This window comes from uncultured Roseicyclus sp., from assembly GCF_937892565.1.
Lineage (GTDB): Bacteria > Pseudomonadota > Alphaproteobacteria > Rhodobacterales > Rhodobacteraceae > Roseicyclus.
In genome coordinates this window covers 1-18,309 of the sequence record NZ_CALAHQ010000009.1, presented here as the reverse complement: position 1 = coordinate 18,309, position 18,309 = coordinate 1, and the positions used below count along the sequence as shown (strand labels likewise).

The window sequence follows — 18,309 nt, the reverse complement described above, 5'->3', positions numbered from 1 at the left end:
TCACGCGGCATTCTCCTTTGGAGGGCACAAGGCAACGGCCCGCTCTGCGGCTACTTTCTGGTCGGGTGTCAATGGCAACAATGGTGGCCGGGTCCGGGCGTAACCGGGATCGTTCATGCGCAGGGCGACAATTGCCTTGATCCCGGGGATCAACGGCAATCCCTCGCACGCCGCGCGCACGGCGCTGACCTGGGCAAGGGCGGTGGCCTCCTCCTGCGTCCCAAGCGCGCGGATGAGCCGCATGATGCCCGAAACATTCACATTGGCCGAGGCGCTGATACAGCCCGCACCCCCCGCAGCGACGTTGCTTGGCAGCAGGCTTTCGGATGCCGAAAATGTCTCGATCTGGGGGAACGCCGCGATGACCTCGGCGGTGTTGTCCCATTTGCCGGAACTGTCCTTCAGCCCCCGCACCGTGCCCGGAAAGGCGTCTGTCAACCGCCCGATCATCGGAATGGACAGGGCAACACCCGACATCTGCGGAATGTGGTAAAGATAAAGGCCCATATCGGGCACCGCGTCGATGACTGCGGCGTAGGATGCGAAAACGGCGTCGTCCGACAGGGGCTTGTAGTAGAACGGCGGCAGCATCAGCACGCCCTTGCAGCCGATCCGGGTGGCATGGCGGGTCAGCAAGACGGTATCGGGCAGCGCGCAACAGCCCGTGCCGGGGATCAGCCGCGCAGGGTCGATCCCTGCATCGACCAGGGCGTCGAGTGCCGACATCCGTTCAGCCGTCGACAGGGAATTGGCCTCGGACGTGGTTCCGAAAACGGCCAGCCCATCCGCCCCATCTTCCAGGATGCGCCGGCATATGGCGACAAAGCGCGCCGTATCAACCGACAGGTCGGCGGCAAAGGGCGTGATCACGGGCACATAAAGCCGGGGAATATGGGCGATCATACTGCAAGGCCCGCCATTGCGCCCGGGGCCGCCACGGACAGGGGCGGGATCTCGGCAAAGAGGTCGTCATCAGGGGCGCCGCGCCACATCAGAACGGCGAAATGGCTGGGCCGGCCCAGAACGGTGATGCCCGCATGCCACGCACCGGGCCGATACGCGAGACCGACCGTGCCGGGCAGGATCACCGACACAGCCCCCGAGGGATCGGGCGTGTCTTTGCCCGGCATGACGGTGACGACGTACCGGTCCACATCGACCGGCAGAAAAACCTGCGCGGCATGGGGGTGCGCCTCGACCTGTGTGATCTGGAGCGGAAGCGCGGACGGAGCCACATGGTTCAAGTGGAACTGAAGCGCGCAGCCCGCAACAGGGGCCAACCAGTCGGAATAATGTCTGCGGTCGCCAGGAGATGCCGGCGGCTCGACCAGAACGGCAAAACGCGACAACGCCAAAGGCGGTGCGGCGTGGGCCATGATCCTCATGGCTGCACCTGTGAACCGCGCGCGGGGACATGGGCGCGGAAATGCGCCGCGATCCGAGCACGCGTGCACACGCAGATACGGCGATCAGCCGCGATATGGTCCATAAAGTCGATCAGCCCTTTCAGGCGCCCGGGATGACCCAGAATGCGCGGGTGCATGCCGACCGACATCATGCGCGGGTGCAGCTGCGCCTCGGCAACAAGGCCGTCTGCCGTGTCGATCAAAAAGGCGCCCCAGTCGCGCCCGGTCACCAGCGGGCCCCCGATGAATTTCGTGTCGTTGGTCACCAGCGAATAGGGAACCACCAGATGGTCGTGGCCCGCCACATCGACCCAGAAAGGAATCTCGTCTGCGTAGCTGTCGCTGTCGTAGCTGAAACCACCATGTTCCACGAGCAGGCGTCGGGTGTTGACCGAGGGTGCGTAGCGACAATACCAGCCCAAGGGCGCGCGACCGGTCAGCGCGGCGATGCTGTCAAAGGCCCGAGCGATGTGATCGCGTTCGGTCGCCTCGTCCATCAGATAGTGTTCAGCCCAGCGCCAGCCGTGGCACACCACATCCCAGTCACTGGCGGCGATCGCGGCGGCAAGCGACGGATGGCGCTCAAGGGCTTGGGCGGCGGCAAAGACCGTCATCGGCAAGCCGCGCTCCCGGAACAACCGCAAGATGCGCCAGACCCCTACGCGCGAGCCGTATTCGACCATCCCCTCATAGCCCAGATCCCGGTCACCAAGCGGCACGCGGGCTGCGGCAACCTCGGACAGCGCGCTGTCGGTGCGCCCGTCGCCATCAAGCGTGGAGTATTCCGCCCCCTCCTCGACATTGAGCACAAAGTTCACGGCGACCCGCGCCCCGCCCGGCCAATCGAACACGGGCGGGTGCTGTGCATAGCCGACAAGATCACGGACGGGCGGCATCAGTCACGCATCCCCGATACCTTGTGAAAGAAACAGCACCAGTCGCCGGTCTGCACGTTCGGAAGGGCGCGCAGACCAAAGATCATCCCATCTGCGGGGGCGGAAAGCTGGGCCAGCGTGTCGCCCCAGATGTCAACGATGCGTGCGATGGGATCGCCAGCCTTCATCATGGTCAGGAATTTCACGCCCGGTTCGGGAATGTAGATGCCCGATGCCGGTGCCAGCAGCGCCTCTTGTTCCCCCTTGTAGCGGGGGTGAGGGTAGTGCGCTTGTCCCGGATACATCCCGTAGTGACGCAAGATATTCAGGATCGAATCCGCCAGATCGCGGCCCACCTGCGCAAACCCTTCGGGAGACGTTGCCGACCGTCCGCCCAGTTCCACCGTGATGCCGACCTTGCCCAGATCCTTGAGATAGGCCATCGGGCTGCCCTTGGGGTTGAAGTTCGACATGATGCAGCCCCAGCCGGGGCCCATCGCCGTGGCCAACTCCACGCTTTCGGGGCGTTCGTCGACAAAGATCGACTTGTCCAGAAAACTGTGCGCCCCGCCCGAATGGATCGAGATTTCGATATCGGCGACCGGCCCCATCGCGGCGGCATGGGCGGCGGCAAGGCGCTCGGACAGGTAGCCGTTCGCGCGCCCCGGATAGATGCGGTTCATGTCGTAGCTGAACGTATCGAGCGGATTGCCGCGCTGTGCCGCCTCGAAGGCGGGCGGGTTCACGACGGGACACAAGACCAGCGTGCCCTTGAGCTTGGCCGGGTCCACCTCGCGCAGTGCGATCTGACAGGCAAGCGGGCCTTCGGGCTCGTCCCCATGGATCGCGCCGTTGACCCAGAAGACGCGGCCCGGCTCGGCCCCGTTGATGACGGCCACGGGAATGTTCAACGGCGTGCCGCTGCCCAGCGTGGTTACGGGGATCACGCCCTTGGCAATGGTGCCGGGCGCGGCGGAGGCGGTGCCGACGGTGACGGTTGCCATCTCAGATCCCCTTGAACGCTTCGTATTCTTTGAGTTGCTCGGGCGTGTAGACCTGCATGAACTCGATTTCGATTCCCCCCGCCTCATTGTCGAGAAAGGCCACCCAGCCCTCGGGGTGCGGATGCGAGCCATATTTCTGGCAGGCCTGACAGATGCGAATCTCGGCACCCTGCGCCTGGGCATGGGCCAGAGCGGCGTCGATGTCGTCGACCTCATAGCAGATGTGGTGCAGCCCTTCGGCGCCGCGCTCATCGATCCACTTGGCAAAACGGCCCTGAGGGTCCTGGCTTTCACAAAGCTGGTACTCGATGCCGCCAAGGTAGAACAACGCAACCTTGTTCTTCGACTTGGGGAAGATCTCCAACTTCGTGTCGGAGGGGACATGGAGGAACCGGGCATAGGCGTCGAGCGCCTTTTCCGCGTCGCGCACGGCGAAAGCCATGTGCTTGATTCCCTTGACGTTCGGATTGTCGGATTTCATGCGTCGTCCCTCAGGCTGGCTTGTGTTCGGCGCGGATGGCGGCCACGAGCGGCCGCATCCGGGCAATGGCTTCCTTGATGCGTGCAATGGGCTGGGTCAGCGACAGGCGGACGTAGCTGTCGACATAGTCGCCGTAGATTGTGCCCGGATAGGCCAGCACGCGCGCGTCGCGCAGCAAGCGCTCGCAAAAGATGCTGGCTGGAACGCCCGTCACCGAAACATCGGCATACACGTAAAAGGCCCCTTGCGGGTCAGCGTGGGGAATGCCCAGCGACGCCAACCCGTCACACAGCACCCGGCGCCTTTCGTCATAGGTCTGGCGCATCTCTTCCACACAATCTTGCGGGCCGGACAGCGCCGCAAGGGCTGCGTGCTGGCTGACGGCAGCCGTGGAGATGGCGAAAGCGTGGTTGATCTCGGCCAGCGCCGGGATCAGGCTGGGCGGACCGGCAAAATAGCCCACGCGCCACCCGGTCATCGCATAGGCCTTGGACAGGCCCGAAAGCGTGATCGTGCGCTCGAACATCCCCGGCAACGCCGCCACCGGCTGGACCGTGTGGTTGCCATAGGTCAGGCGGGCGTAGATTTCATCGGAGATGACAATCAGATCGTGCTCACGTGCCACTTCGGCGATGCGGGCGATCTCGGCCGGCGGCGTCACGGTGCCGGTCGGATTGTTGGGATTGATCAGCACCAGGATCTTTGATTTGGGCGTGATATGGGCGCGCACCATCTCGGCGGTCAGGGTGAAATTCGTCTCGATCGTGGTGCGGATATTGACCACCGTCGCCTCGGACAGTTCGGCCGCCTGATGATAGGGGTTGTAGCCCGGGCAAGGCACAAGGATTTCGTCGCCCGGATCCAGCAGACCCAAGGCGATCACGAACATCGCCTGCTGTCCGCCGGGGGTGACGACGATGTTGTCGGGGGCATAATCGGCGCCACCATGGGCGCGAATGTTATCGGCGATGGCCTGCCGCAGCGCGGGGATGCCCAGCGGATGGGTGTAATGCGTGGCGCCGTCCGCCAGCGCCTGCTGTCCGGCGGCCACGATATGGGGCGGCGTATCGAGATCGGGATCGCCCCGACCCAGCTTGATCACATCGGTAAGGCCTTCGGCGATATCCGCCATCCGGGTGATGATGTGCGCGTCCTTCAGCTTGACCCGGCGGGCAAGCCGTGCGGTCATGTCATGCGGCATTGGGCAACCCGTATATTTCGGAATATTTCGCGGTCAGATGGGCGATGTAGGGCTCGGGGTCGAGCGTCCGGCCAGTGGCGCGCACCAACAACTCATCGCGGGTGTAGCGGCGGCCATGGGTATGGACATGCGCCACCATCCAGTCGCGCAAGGGCGCGTAATCGGCCCGCGCAAGGCCGTCCGCGATGGACTTGTCCTTGATGGCGGTCTCGTAAAGCTGCCCCGCCATGACATTGCCGATCGTATAGTTGCAAAAGGTCCCGATCTGGCCCGACGACCAGTGCACGTCTTGCAACACGCCGACGCGATCATCGGGAACGCTCAGCCCGAGATAGTCGGCGATCTTTGCGTTCCACGCCTCGGGCAGGTCCTTTACGGCGAGCGAACCGTCGATCAACGCGGCCTCCAGATCGACGCGCAGCATGATGTGGAAATCATAGGTCAGCTCGTCAGCCTCAACCCGGATGAATCCCGGCGCCACGCGGTTGATGGCACGCCAAAAGGTTTCGGCGTCGATATCGCGAAGTTGCTCGGGGAAGGCGGCGCGCGCTTCGGGGAAATTCAGTTCCCAAAATTCGCGGCTGCGGCCCACATGGTTCTCGAACAGGCGGGACTGGCTTTCATGAGCGCCGAAACTCACCCCGCCAACAGCATAAAGTCCGACAAGGTCGGTCGCCAGCGGCGTGCGGGTATAGGCCGGGTCCACGTTCTGTTCATACAGGGCATGCCCTGCCTCGTGGAGCGATCCGAACAGACAGGCCGGCATCCAGTGCTCGTTCACGCGGGTGGTGATGCGCACATCTTGCCGGGTAAAACTGACCTCGAAGGGATGAACGGTCGTATCGAGCCGCCCCCGTTCCAGATCATAGCCCACGCGCTCGGCCATCTTGAGGCCGAACGCCAATTGTGCGTCAGCATGATAGGCGCGCTGCAGAAAATCGATGCGCGGTGCGGGGCGGTCAGAGATGGCGCGCAAAAGCGGCAGCATCGCCTCGCGCAGGCGGGCAAACAGCGGCGTCAGCGTCGCCACCGTCTCGCCCGGCTCAAAGCGGTGCATCAGCGCGTCATAGGGGTGACCCTCATACCCGATATGCTCGGCCATCTCGCGGTTGAGCGCGACGGTCTTTTCAAGATGCGGCGCAAAGGCGGCGAAATCGCCAGCCGCGCGCGCCCGGGCCCAGATATCTTGCCCGACAGAGCCCAGTTCCGCCCGCGCCTCGACCAGCGCGGCGGGGATGCGGCGGTGATAGCTCACGGCGTCTCGCACCTGAGCACAGATCGTGCGCTCGATGGTGTCGGCACCAAGATGCTGCACCTCGGCCTCGGCTGCATCAAGGGCGCGCAGCGTGTCATCGGCCACAACCATGTCGCGCGCCATGACAGACAGGGTCGCGATCTGCTTTGCGCGGGTCTCGGCGCCGCCCGGCGGCATTTTGGTTCGCGCATCCCAGGCCAGCAGGGATTTTGCGTTCAGCACATCGTTGACCTGCCCCATGCGTGCCAAAAGTGCAGCATAGCCCATATCCGCTTCGCCCTTTCCTGACGTGTCGTCGCCTATATTGGAGACTGTATTTTATATATTGTCGACAATCGACTTCCTGTCTATAGCTTTTTTCACAGCACGGCCGTCAAGCGCCCGAATGCGCTCGGCGGCCGGGAAAGACAGACACCGCGACAGGGAGCGGACGGTATGAGCGACCTCGCCTTTGAAATGGGTGGGTTGGTGGAAATGGCCGTAACCGGACAGGTCAGCCAGCCCGCCATGCGCCCCAACGGATATGCCCATTGGCCTGACGGGCGGGCGGATGTGCTGCCGGGCATGTATGGCATCACCTACAACGCCCGCGTGGGCGATCGCGCCTTTGGCTGGGCCGGTGACCATGTGGAGCCGGGCGTCTCGATCGCCAATGCCGAGGAAAAGGCCGATTTTGCGCTGCATTACCTGACCTGTATCGGCAATGAGGCGACCGTGGTGTCAGGGCTCGCCAAGGGGGCCCGCGGCGTGGTCACAGGCGAGCATGCCCGCATTCTGGTGGATTTCGACGCCGATGTTCTCGATCTCATGACGATCGGGGATACGGTGCAAATTCGCACGGTCGGCCGGGGCATCCGTCTGGCGGCCTATCCGATGCTCGAATTCAAAAAGACCTCGCCCGCCCTCGCACGCGCTTATGGCCTGCTGGAAGAGAACGGTCAGGTGATCTGTCCGGTGGCGATGGAGCTGCCCGCGCGGATCATGGGCTCGGGGGCGGAGCTGAACGCCGAATTCGTGGACCAGGACCTGATGTCGGGGGACCGCGCCCTGATGGCAGATCTTGGCATCGACCAGATGCGGCTGGGTGATCTGATCGCAATCCGTGACGTGGACCACCGCTTTGGGCGGTCTTTCCGGCCCGGCTGGGTCGCGATCTGCCTGTGCATCCACGGCGATTCGATCATGACCGGGCATGGTCCGGGCATCCTGACGCTGATCACCGGCCCGGCCGAGAAACTGGGCTTTACCGTCGATACGGGTGCGAACATTGCACACACGCTGAACATCCGGGGGGACGCCTGATGCTTTCCACGAACGCAGCCGACCTTGTTGCAGTCTCTGTCGCGGGCCATATCGCGCATCCGGGCTTTCCGGGTCTTCCGGCCGAGCCCTATCGGCTGGCCGCTGACGGCACGCCCTTCTTGCTGCCAACCTATGGCGGCATCGTCTACAATGTGAGCGTGGGCGACCCGGCGTTTGGCTGGTTCGCCGATTGCATCCATCCCGGCGTGTCGATCCGTCAGGCTGACGACATGAAGAACCGCGGATTGAACGTCTATGCCTGCCTTGGCAACACGGCCCGCGTGATGACCGGGGCGGCGGCGGGCGCGACGGGCGTGGTGACGGGCAAATCGGGCCGGTTTTCGGAACAGGTGATCTGCCATTTCCCCAAGCAGGACCGCCTGCGCATGGCCGTGGGCGACCAGATCGTGATCCGGGCCGAAGGTGTGGGCATGGCGCTGACCGACCATCCGGCGGTGCGCCTGAAGGGTCTGTCGGCCGCGCTGCTTGGCAAGATGGCGCTGCGCGAAGGTCAGGGCAGACTTGATGTTGGCGTGACAGCGAGCATCCCGCCCCATCTGATCGGTGCGGGGCTCGGGCTGACATCCGAGGGCGGTTCCATCCATCTGCAGACGACTGACCGCGATCTGGTGGCGCGGCTGGGGCTTGACCGGTTGCGGTTGGGCGACATCGTGGCGCTCGAGGATACCGACAGCCGGATGAACCACGGCTACCTGCGCGGCGCGATGGCCATTGGCGTCGTCTGTGCGACAGATGGGCCGCGCGCAGGCTACGGGCCGGGCATTGCGCTGATCATGACGGCACCGGGGGGCGAGTTGGGAAGCTATCCCGATCCGGGCGCCAACATCGCCGATCTTCTGGGGCTGATCCCATGACAACCATCGCGATGACAAGCGTGACCAAAGACAGCCTGTTGGCCTTTATGGCCGCCGGTTTCCGGGCACTGGGGCTTCGCCCCGACGATGCGCAAACCTTTGCCGAGGCATTGGTGTTCTCGGAGCTGCGCTTTCACCCCGGCCATGGACAGGGTGTCAAGCGCCTCCGCCGCTACAAGGACCGGATCGAGGCGCATCAGGTCGACCCCCGTGCGCCTTGGACAATTCTCAAGGAAAGCCCAGCACTTGCGCTGGTCGATGCGCATAACGGCATCGGCACGGTGGCGGCTGCCCGGGCCATGACGCTTGCGATCCAGAAGGCAAAGGTCTGTGGCATCGGACAGGTGGTGGTGCGCGGCTCTACCCACTACGGCTCATCGGCGGTCCATGCGTGTCAGGCAGCCGACGCAGGGTGCATCGGCATCAGCTTTACCAACGCCGGCCCCGAGATGGCGCCCTGGGGCGGGCGCGAGGGCGCCACGGGCACCAACCCCTGGGGGATCGCGGCACCCACCGGCCTTGGATATCACGCGGTTCTCGACATTGCGCTGACCACCGCCGGCAAGGGCATGATGCAATGGCACGCGCGCGAAGGGCGACCCATGCCGCTGGATTGGGCGCTGACGCCCGAGGGCCACGAGACCGACGACCCCAATGCCGCCATGGCGGGGGCGCTGCTGGGCATCGGGCAGTACAAGGGCTATGGCCTTGCCTTCATGACGGATGTGATGACCGGCGTGATCGGCGGCGGGGGGTTTGGCCTTGTGCCCTATGCCGACCCCGCGAAACTGGACGTCTCCCATACCCTGACGGCCATCGATATCGAATGGTTCATGGGGCTGGACGTGTTTCGCGCCCGGATGGATGAATTCGCAGGCATGATGAAATCGCGTGCGCTGCGCCCCGGCTTCTCTGAAATCCTGCTTCCCGGCGAACAGGAGGCGCGCCGCGCCGCGCGCAAGTCGAAGACAGGCGTGCCACTGGAAAATGGTGTGCTGGCCGATCTTCTGGCCTTGCAGACCGAGCTTGGGATCGCCGAGCAAATCGCCATTGTCGGCCCATGGTCGGACAGCGTGTTATGACCCCGGCCCTTGCCCCCCTTTCGTCAGCCTTTCGCGCCATGGTGCGCGACCGTCTGCGCGGACGGGCACAGGCGGCGGGGTTGGACGGGCTTTTGCTGCTGGCGCCGGGCAACCTTGCCTATGCGACGGGCTGGATGTTTTCGGTCAACGAGCGGCCCATGGGTCTGTGGCTGCCGGTCGATGGCGACCCGGTGCTGATGGTGCCCCATCTGGAACTGGAAAACGCCCAGACCGTGCCCGGCGTGCGCGTGGCGACCTATCCCGAATATCCCGGCGATATGCCGCCCGTGCTTTGGATGGTGCGCGAAACACGCGCCCGACGGTTGGGCATCGATGCATTGGAGGCGCGCCTACTGGCACAGGTTCAGGCTGACGTGGCGCGGCTTGACCTGACGGACCATTGCCTGCCCGAACGGGTGGTCAAGCATGCCCCGGAACTGGCGCTGATCCGGCAAGCCGCACTTTATGCCGACATGGTGCTGGAACGCCTGTTCGCGGTCGGCGGCGACATGATCACACAAGGTGCGACCGAGCTTGATCTGATGGCCGACGCCACGGGCCACGCGCGCGCCGCCCTGACCCGCAACCACGGCGCGGCCTTTGCGGGCACCAAGACGGGAATTACGGCATCTGTCCATTCCGGCCCCCGTGCCGCCCTGCCGCATGGCACGGTCTTGCCCCGCGTCCCGCAACCCGGAGAGCCGGTGATCGCCGGGATCGGCTGCCATCTGGGCGGCTACCACGCCGAAAGCGGCGTGACGCTGGTGGTGGGGGGCATCTCGGCTGAACAGACCAAGGTGATGCAGGCTATGGCCGACGCCAACACCGCCTGTATCGGTGCGCTCACCGCCCGCGCGCCGTGCCAGCGGGTCAACGACGCCGCACTCGGCCCGATCCGCGCGGCGGGCTTGAGCGATGCGATCCGTCATCGCATCGGCCACGGCATGGGGGTCGAGGGGCACGAGGCACCATGGCTTTCGCCGGGCGACCCGACCCCTGCCGCAGCCGGAATGGTGTTTTCCTGCGAACCCGGCGTCTATCGTGCGGGGATCGACGGCTGGCGCACCATCGAGACACTGATCGTCACCGATCTGGGCGTGCAGACCGCAAGCCGCTTCCAATCGGACCACCCGATACACACCCGCGTCCTGTCCACCTGAGGAGCCCGAGATGCCCGAACCAGCCGCCTGGCGTTACCAAAAGATTACCAAGCCGATGTTCGACCTTCCGCAGGAGGACCGGATCCTTGCGGGGCGGGTCCTTACAATGGCCGGTCAGGTCTTTGAGGACGGTTTTGTCCACATCGCGGGCGGAAAGATCGTGGCGGTCGGTTCCGGCAAGGACATGCCACAGGGTGCGGTGACACAAACGGGCGGCACGATCATGCCGGGTATGATCAACAGCCATGCGCATCTCAACTGGGACGGCATCCACGATCTTGCCCGTCAGTCGATGGACGATCCAAAGCCCATCAGCGCCTTCAAGGCTGCGGGAAACATGCTGAAATCCCTGCGGGCGGGGATCACGATGGTCCGCGATCTGGGCTTTCACGACATGAATCTTTTCTCGAAGCAGGCGGTCGAACAGGGCATCTTTCCGGGTCCGCGGCTAAAGGTTTGTGGCGCTGCCATCATCCAGACGGGGGGGCACACCTATTGGGTCTGCCGCGAGGCCAGCGGCGCGGACGAGATGCGCCGCGCGGTGCGCGAACAGGTCAAGGGCGGCGCGGATCTGATCAAGATCATGGCCTGCCATGACACGCTGGAATTCACCGACGAGGAATTGCACGCCATCATCGACGAGGCGCACCGCAACCGCCTGCCGGTTACGGCGCATGCGACCTATGATGCCTGCATCGCGCGGGTGGCTGCGGCGGGGGTGGACTGTATCGAGCATGGCGGAAGCATGTCCGACAGCACCATCGACCTTCTGTTGGAAAAGGGGCTGCCCATCGTCACGACATTTGCGCCCCTGGTGCAGCAATCACAGCCCGATATCGCCCGCCGCTTCGGCATCCCGGAATGGAAGATCGAAGAACGGATCAAGGCCGTGGCCGACCCCTCACGCTATGCCGGGCTGAAGAAAGCGGCCGAGCGCGGCGTGCCGATCGTGTTTGGCACCGATGCCGGATCGCCGGCGGTGGAACATGACGTCGTGGCCCCCGAGCTTGCGCATATGGTCAAGGTGGGCGTGTGTCGCGACAACATGGATGCGCTGGCCTCGATCACCATCCGCGCAGCGCGCATTTCCAAGATGGACCACCTGATAGGAACGCTCGAGGTTGGCAAGGCCGCCGATCTGATCGTCGTGGACGGAAACCCCGATCACGATCTCTTTGCGCTCGAGCGGGTCCGCATGACCTATGTCGCCGGAAAAAGGATGCACGGATGAGCCTGTTGACCCAACGCCTGGCCCCCCGCATCGTCGAGGAAGACGGCAGTTTCCGGTCCCGCATGCTGGGGATCGCCGGGGGTATGAAAGACGTGATCGCCCTAGGCAGGGGCGATCCTGATTTTCATACGCCCCACCATATCGTCGCGGCGGCCAAGGCCGCGCTTGACGCCAACGCGCATCACTACACGGGGCCGACCGGCCTTCCCGAATTGCGGCAGGCGATCGCTGACGACCTCAAGGCATCGTGCGGGCTGGATTATAGCGCGGGCGAGATCGTGGTGACGGCGGGCGTGCAGGAATCGATCATGCTCACGATGTTGGCGCTGGTGGCGCCGGGCGACGAAGTGCTGATCACCTCGCCGCGCTTCACCACCTATGACACTGCGGTGCATCTGTGCGGCGGCATCCCCGTGCCCGTACCGACCTTTGAGGCAAACGACTTTGCGCTCGACCCGGCCGAGATCGAGGCCCGCATCACGCCGCGGACGCGCATGTTCGTGCTGGTCTCGCCCAACAACCCGACGGGCGCGGTCACGCCGCCTGCCGCGATCCGCGCCATCGCCGAAATCGCGCTGCGCCACGACATCGTGATCATCGCCGACGAAATCTACGCAAGGATGCTTTACGCGCCGAACGAACATCTCTCGATCGCCACGCTGCCGGGAATGAAAGAGCGCACGATCACGCTGAACGGCTTTTCCAAGACATATGCGATGACGGGGTGGCGGGTGGGCTACCTCGCCGCGCCGCTCGATTTCGTGGAAAAAGTGACCGAGCCGCGCCACACGCTGTCGATCAACACCTGCACCGTCAGCCAGCATGCCGCGCTGGCTGCGCTGACCGGTCCGCAGGATGCGCTTCATGCCATGCTCGACGAATACGCCCAACGCCGTGCGTGGCTGATGCCCGCGCTGACGGACGCCGGTTTCACCTATGGCCACCCGGGCGGGGCATTCTACGTCTATACCAATGTGTCATCCTCGGGTCTTGCCGCGCCGGAATTCTGTGAACGGCTACTGAAGGAAACCGGCGTGATGGTGTTTCCCGGCACGATGTTCGGCGACACGTCGACTGACTATATCCGCATCAGCTATCTTCAGCCGCTCGAGCGGATCAAGGTCGCGATGGCGCGCATAGCGGCGTTTGCACAAAGCGCGAGGGCGACCGCATGAACCGCCCCGATCGCGCCGAAAAATTCGCAGGTATCCAGATCAGCCCGATTTCATTCGTGGACGAAGGCGTCGAAGCGGTGCTGGACACGCTCCAGCACCGGGTGGGCGTCAATGTGCTGATGCTGGGCACGGTGTCGTGGCTTGGCCTCAAATCCGGCCGATCGATCAGCCATGCGCTGGACGGCTGGCCCGACCATGGCGTGCCGGAACCCTATCAGATGCGGGGCGGGGCCTATTTCGACCCCGACCCGCGCTTTTACCGCGATACCTTCATGGCCGATTACCGTTCGCGCGATGCCGAATTCGCGGGAAAGGACATCCTCAAGATGGTGGTTCCCGCCGCGCATGCCCGCGGAATGAAGGTCTATGTCGAATTGATGGAGCCCTTCTTCAAATACGCAGGCCACGGCTCGGCCGCTGCGGTGGAAATCCCCACCCTGCCGCAGGCGATGGACGTCGACGCGATGGGGCGGCTGTCGGGTGAGCCATCGACGTCGAACCCCGGCTACCGGAGTTGGATCCATTCGATGATCGAGGATCAGGTGCGCAATCACGACATCGACGGGCTGATGTGGTGCAACGAAAGGAACTCGCCGCTTGATACGCTGATCCAGGGCGGCTGTCCCGGCGATTTCTCGGCACCCGCCCGCGCCGAAGCGCAAGCGCGCGGTATCGATGTGGAGGCCTGCCGCCGTGCCTGCCTTGCGATGTACGACTTCATGCAGGAGGCGGCAGCCGGCAAAAGCTTTGCCGATGGCGCCTTTGTCACCTTTCTGCGGACGCTCTTGGCCAACCCGGAAATGCTGGTGTGGGAGAAGTTCTGGCTGGAACGCAACAAGGACCTCGACCGCGAGCTCTATGGCCTCGTGAAGTGGTGCAAGCCCAAGATGCCCTTTGGGCTCAACGTCTGGAACCGCAACCATTTCAACATCTTCCGCCGCGCGCAATGGCCATGGGCGGAGCAGACGAACTACGCCGATTTCGTCAAGCCCATCACCTATCAGCATCAGGCAGGCGAAGTCTGGGCCAAGGAGCTGGGCTTTTTCCGCCAGACGATCTTGCGTGACTTCGAACCCGGCGAGGCAACGGCCGCGCTGTTTCGCATCCTCGGGCTGACCGAAGCACCCTGGGAGGCACTGGTGGGTGCGGGCATGGATCCCGATACCTATGTGGCCGGGCAATGCGCCGATGCGGTCCGGGGGGTAGAAGGCCGGGCAAAGGTTTACATGGGCATCGGGGTGGATGCGCCCCGGTCGCGCCCCGACACCGCAAAAATGACCAAGGACATCGCCTATCGGTCGGTCATGGCCACCTATCGCGCAGGCGGGCACGGCATCGTGCTGGCCCCGAACTATGCATCCATGCACCTGACGCATCTCGACGGGGTGGCCGAGGCGCTGACCGAACTGGGTTTGAAATGACGTTGGACCTTGTGATCCGGGGGGGGCAGGTCCTGACACCAACAGGCCTGCGCCCCGGCACCGTTGCGGTAGCGGGGGGGAGGATTGTCGCGATCCTGCCGCCCGAGGCGGAAGCGGTCGCGCGCGAAACGGTGAATGCCCAAGGGGCGCACATCCTGCCCGGGGCCATCGACATACACTGCCATATCCGAAGCCCCGCCTACCCGAACCGGGGCAGCGTGGAATCGGAAACCGGCGCGGCGGCAAAGGGCGGCATCACCACAGTGTTCGAGATGCCGATCACCGATCCGTGCTGCAATTCGCCAGAGCGCGTGGTGATGCGGCGCGACCATTTCGCGCCCCGCGCGCTGACCGACTTTGCGATGTTCGCGGCCCCCGTGGATCTGACCGAAGCCGCCTTTTTCGCGCTTCGCGACGCGGGTGTCATCGCGCTCAAGATCTTCACGACCGCCTCCCCCCCCGATCGCGACAGAGAATTCGCAGGGCTGGCATGGCCCGACACAGATGCGCAGATGACGGTGTTGCGGCTTGCGGCAAAAGCCGGGCTGACCGTGTTCGTTCATGCCGAGAACGACGCGCTCATTGCCCAGGCCGCTGTCCGGGCCACGGCGCTTGACAAGGCCGACGCCCGAACGCACGGGCTGGCGCGCCCACCCGAGGCAGAGGCCGCTGCAGTCGCATCGCTGCTTGCCATGAACATGATCGCCGGCGCGCGCCTCCATATCGCGCATGTGACCTCGGGGTTGACAGTTGACGTGCTGCGCCGCTTTTCAGGCTCGTCCGATTTCAGCGCCGAGACCTGTCCACATTACCTTTCCTTCACCGAGGCGGACGTTGCGCGCGCGGGTGTCAGTGCCAAGATCAACCCGCCGATCCGCCATGAGGCCGACCGCGCTGCCTTGTGGGAGGCATTGGCCGATGGCACGCTCAAGCATGTCACCACGGACCATGCCGCATTTGCGCCCGAGGAAAAGCTGGCAAAGGACGGCGACTTTCTGAGCGCACCCCCGGGTCATCCTGGTCTTGAGACACTTGTGCCGACTTTGCTGGATGCGGTTGCAACAGGCAAAACGACCATGGAGCGGGCATTTGCGCTCTTGTCGGGGAACGCCGCCGCACGCTTTCGCCTTCCGTCCAAGGGTCGGCTTGCGGCCGGGGCCGATGCGGACATCATCATCGTCGACATGGGCGCACAAACGCATATCACCCAGAGCACGCTTTTGACCAACGCGCGCGCGATCAGCCGGCTGACGGATGGGCACCGCTACCAAGGCCGCATCCTGCGTACGATCCTGAGGGGGGCCACCATCTGGGATGGTGCCGCCATCATTGCGCCCCCCGGCAGCGGGCGCTTCGTCAACCCGGAGGACCCTCGATGACCGAGCCGCTTCTTTCCGTCCATGACCTTCAGACAACCTTCACCCTTGGCCGCCGCAATCAGGTCCGGGCGGTCGATGGCGTCAGCTTTGATGTCTTCCCGGGTGAGACGCTGGCGATCGTCGGCGAAAGCGGGTCGGGAAAGTCGGTGACGTCTCTTTCCATCATGCGCCTTCTGCCAGCGGCGACAGGCAAGATCACCGGCGGACGGATCATGTTCCGGGGCCGTGACCTTGCAACGCTGTCCGAGCGCGAGATGCGGGCGATCCGCGGGCAGGAAATCGGCATGATCTTTCAGGAGCCGATGACCTCGCTCAATCCCGTTCATACCATCGGTGACCAGATATCGGAGACGGTGATCCGCCACGAAGGCATAAGCCGATCCAAAGGTCTTGAAAGGGCGGTCGAGATGCTGGCACTGGTCGGCATTCCAGAGCCGCGCAAGCGCGCCGCGAACTATCCCCACCAGATGTCGGGGGGGATGCGCCAGCGCGCCATGATCGCCATGGCGCTGTCGTGCCGCCCTGCGCTTTTGATCGCAGACGAACCGACGACCGCACTCGATGTGACCATTCAGGCGCAAATTCTTGAACTGATGAAAGACCTCCAGCGCCAGCTGGGCATGGCGATCATCTTCATCACCCATGATCTGGGTGTCGTGGCAGAGGTGGCTGACCGCGTGCTTGTCATGTATGCCGCACAAGCCGTGGAAACCGGGCCAGTGGCCGACATCTTTGCCAATCCCCGGATGCCCTATACTGCGGGCCTGATGGGATCGATCCCCCGGTTGGGTGCCTCGGAGCGCAAGGTGCGCCTTACAACCATCCCCGGGCAAGTTCCCTCGCTCACCCGCCTGCCACAGGGGTGCCGCTTTGCGCCGCGCTGCGCGCATGCGCGCGACCTCTGCCGGGACAGCGAACCAGCGCTTGCCCCTGTCGCCACGGGTCATGCCGCCCGCTGCTTCCGCGCGGCCGAGATCGACCTTACCGAAAGGGCCCCCGCATGACCGCGTTCGAACCCGCTCAAGCGATGATCCCGGCTGGCGCCGAACGCAGCTTGCTGGAGGTAGAGGATCTGACAAAGTTCTTCCCGATCCGGGGGGGCGTGCTGAACCGTGTCGTCAATCAGGTCAAGGCCGTGAACGGGGTAAGCTTCACGATCGACCGGGGCGAGGTCGTCGGTCTTGTCGGCGAATCCGGATCCGGCAAGACCACCGTGGGCCGAACGCTTCTCAGGCTCGAAGAACCCACCAGCGGCAAGGTCCGCTTTGGCGGCACAGACATAACCGGGCTCGACCGGCAAGGGATGCGCCGGTTTCGCAAGCGCATGCAGATCATTTTTCAAGACCCCTACGCAAGCCTCAATCCGCGTGAAAAGATCCGCACCTTGATCGGCCACGCGCTTGCGCTGCACAACATCGGCAAGCCAGAGGACCGGGAAGACCGGATCGTGCAACTTCTGGAACAGGTCGGATTATCGGCCGACTATCTTGACCGGTTTCCACACGAATTTTCCGGCGGACAACGCCAAAGGATCGGGATTGCCCGGGCCCTCGCTGTCGATCCCGAATTCGTGGTGGCAGACGAACCCGTCTCTGCGCTCGACGTGTCGATCCAGGCGCAGGTGATCAATCTGCTCGATGACCTCAAGCACCAGTTCGACCTGACCATGTTGTTCATCGCCCACGACCTTGCCGTGGTGGAACACATCTGCGACCGGGTGATCGTGATGTATCTGGGCCGCATCATGGAGGTGGCGCCGTCAAGACGGCTCTACAGCATGCCGGTCCATCCCTATACCAAGGCGCTGCTGTCGGCTGTGCCGATCCCCGAACCCGGGCGCCGACGTGAGCGGGTGCTTCTCAAGGGCGATATCCCCTCGCCCATCGATCCGCCGTCGGGCTGCGTGTTTCGCACACGCTGTCCGCGTGCGATCTCGGACTGCGCACAGGTTGTGCCACCGCTGAACGAGGTGGCGGCCGGGCATTATGTTGCCTGCATCAACCCCGGGTAACGCTGGCGCCCGAACATGGCGGGCGCGGCTTGCAATGGCTGGTCCGACAAAAGGCCAGTGGGCCGAACAGGCAAGGATTGAACCCATGCCCTGAGCGTGCAAGGCTGCACGTAAGGCCATTGTATGGGTGCCCCGGTGAACCTGTTAAATCGCGTGACAATTTCACCCCATATGAGGGTCGCGCCCTTACCGCAGGACCATCTGGCCTTGCTGGATGCCCGGGCCGACATGATCCGGACCAGGCGCATGCTTTATCACAAGGAAACCGCCCTTCACGGTGCAGTCACGGCCCGGATCATTGCGAGCGTTCCCGGATATCGTGGGCCGACAGGCGGCACCGGCGTCACCCCCGGCCACGTCTTCCTGTGCGGCGCGGGCCGCTTTGCCGGACGCCATGTGCCCCTGATCGACATCCTGCGCGACGACGGCGCGGTGGGGCGGTGGGGCGGGA

At 64.2% G+C, this 18,309-nt stretch carries 18 protein-coding genes; 11 read left to right on the top strand and 7 right to left on the bottom strand.

The features are described 5' to 3' along the window. Genes Q0094_RS01470 through Q0094_RS01440 form a run of 7 tightly spaced genes read right to left on the bottom strand, consistent with a single transcriptional unit; the run spans nt 1 to nt 6,489 of the window. Nucleotides 1–903, bottom strand: coding sequence for a dihydrodipicolinate synthase family protein (locus tag Q0094_RS01470; RefSeq protein WP_297614512.1), 903 nt, complete (start codon nt 901–903; stop codon nt 1–3). After that, nucleotides 900–1,385 carry an ureidoglycolate lyase gene (locus Q0094_RS01465; RefSeq protein ID WP_297614510.1) on the bottom strand — a complete coding sequence of 162 codons (486 nt, stop codon included), beginning with the start codon at nt 1,383–1,385 and terminating at the stop codon, nt 900–902. Before Q0094_RS01465 ends, Q0094_RS01470 begins: the two co-directional genes overlap by 4 nt. Then, nucleotides 1,382–2,302: a polysaccharide deacetylase family protein gene (locus Q0094_RS01460; protein WP_297614508.1), complete on the bottom strand. Its 921-nt coding sequence runs from the start codon at nt 2,300–2,302 to the stop codon at nt 1,382–1,384. The genes Q0094_RS01465 and Q0094_RS01460 overlap by 4 nt, the downstream gene beginning before the upstream one ends. Continuing rightward, nucleotides 2,302–3,285: a succinylglutamate desuccinylase/aspartoacylase family protein gene (locus Q0094_RS01455; protein WP_297614506.1), complete on the bottom strand. Its 984-nt coding sequence runs from the start codon at nt 3,283–3,285 to the stop codon at nt 2,302–2,304. Before Q0094_RS01455 ends, Q0094_RS01460 begins: the two co-directional genes overlap by 1 nt. A 1-nt stretch (nt 3,286) precedes the next feature. Continuing rightward, nucleotides 3,287–3,766 (bottom strand): VOC family protein, encoded by a 480-nt coding sequence (locus tag Q0094_RS01450; RefSeq protein ID WP_297614504.1) that lies wholly within the window; start codon nt 3,764–3,766, stop codon nt 3,287–3,289. Between the two features lie 10 nt (nt 3,767–3,776). Further along, entirely contained in the window at nt 3,777–4,955 is a 1,179-nt protein-coding gene (locus Q0094_RS01445; RefSeq protein ID WP_297614502.1) for a pyridoxal phosphate-dependent aminotransferase, read from the bottom strand. Between the two features lies 1 nt (nt 4,956). Beyond that, nucleotides 4,957–6,489: a carboxypeptidase M32 gene (locus tag Q0094_RS01440; protein ID WP_297614500.1), complete on the bottom strand. Its 1,533-nt coding sequence runs from the start codon at nt 6,487–6,489 to the stop codon at nt 4,957–4,959. 168 nt (nt 6,490–6,657) lie between these two features. On the opposite strand from Q0094_RS01440, the gene Q0094_RS01435 reads away from it, so the two are divergent. The 11 genes from Q0094_RS01435 to Q0094_RS01385 all read left to right on the top strand — a co-directional run. After that, complete coding sequence (locus Q0094_RS01435; protein ID WP_297614498.1) at nt 6,658–7,524, top strand: DUF4438 domain-containing protein; 867 nt, start codon at nt 6,658–6,660, stop codon at nt 7,522–7,524. Continuing rightward, entirely contained in the window at nt 7,524–8,399 is an 876-nt protein-coding gene (locus tag Q0094_RS01430) for a DUF4438 domain-containing protein (protein WP_297614496.1), read from the top strand. Before Q0094_RS01435 ends, Q0094_RS01430 begins: the two co-directional genes overlap by 1 nt. Beyond that, on the top strand, nt 8,396–9,481 hold the full coding sequence (locus Q0094_RS01425) for an Ldh family oxidoreductase (RefSeq protein WP_297614494.1): 1,086 nt from the start codon (nt 8,396–8,398) through the stop codon (nt 9,479–9,481). Before Q0094_RS01430 ends, Q0094_RS01425 begins: the two co-directional genes overlap by 4 nt. After that, nucleotides 9,478–10,641 carry a Xaa-Pro peptidase family protein gene (locus Q0094_RS01420; RefSeq protein ID WP_297614492.1) on the top strand — a complete coding sequence of 388 codons (1,164 nt, stop codon included), beginning with the start codon at nt 9,478–9,480 and terminating at the stop codon, nt 10,639–10,641. Before Q0094_RS01425 ends, Q0094_RS01420 begins: the two co-directional genes overlap by 4 nt. 10 nt (nt 10,642–10,651) lie before the next feature. After that, nucleotides 10,652–11,872 (top strand): amidohydrolase family protein, encoded by a 1,221-nt coding sequence (locus Q0094_RS01415; protein ID WP_297614490.1) that lies wholly within the window; start codon nt 10,652–10,654, stop codon nt 11,870–11,872. Further along, nucleotides 11,869–13,047, top strand: a complete 1,179-nt coding sequence (locus Q0094_RS01410) for a pyridoxal phosphate-dependent aminotransferase (protein WP_297614488.1) — start codon at nt 11,869–11,871, stop codon at nt 13,045–13,047. Before Q0094_RS01415 ends, Q0094_RS01410 begins: the two co-directional genes overlap by 4 nt. After that, on the top strand, nt 13,044–14,468 hold the full coding sequence (locus Q0094_RS01405; protein WP_297614486.1) for a hypothetical protein: 1,425 nt from the start codon (nt 13,044–13,046) through the stop codon (nt 14,466–14,468). The genes Q0094_RS01410 and Q0094_RS01405 overlap by 4 nt, the downstream gene beginning before the upstream one ends. Then, nucleotides 14,465–15,847, top strand: a complete 1,383-nt coding sequence (locus tag Q0094_RS01400; protein WP_297614485.1) for a dihydroorotase family protein — start codon at nt 14,465–14,467, stop codon at nt 15,845–15,847. The genes Q0094_RS01405 and Q0094_RS01400 overlap by 4 nt, the downstream gene beginning before the upstream one ends. Next, nucleotides 15,844–16,851, top strand: a complete 1,008-nt coding sequence (locus tag Q0094_RS01395) for an ABC transporter ATP-binding protein (RefSeq protein ID WP_297614483.1) — start codon at nt 15,844–15,846, stop codon at nt 16,849–16,851. The genes Q0094_RS01400 and Q0094_RS01395 overlap by 4 nt, the downstream gene beginning before the upstream one ends. Then, nucleotides 16,848–17,858 carry an ABC transporter ATP-binding protein gene (locus Q0094_RS01390; protein WP_297614481.1) on the top strand — a complete coding sequence of 337 codons (1,011 nt, stop codon included), beginning with the start codon at nt 16,848–16,850 and terminating at the stop codon, nt 17,856–17,858. Before Q0094_RS01395 ends, Q0094_RS01390 begins: the two co-directional genes overlap by 4 nt. A 228-nt stretch (nt 17,859–18,086) precedes the next feature. Then, on the top strand, nt 18,087–18,309 hold a 223-nt coding region (locus Q0094_RS01385), incomplete at its 3' end, for a hypothetical protein (RefSeq protein ID WP_297614479.1).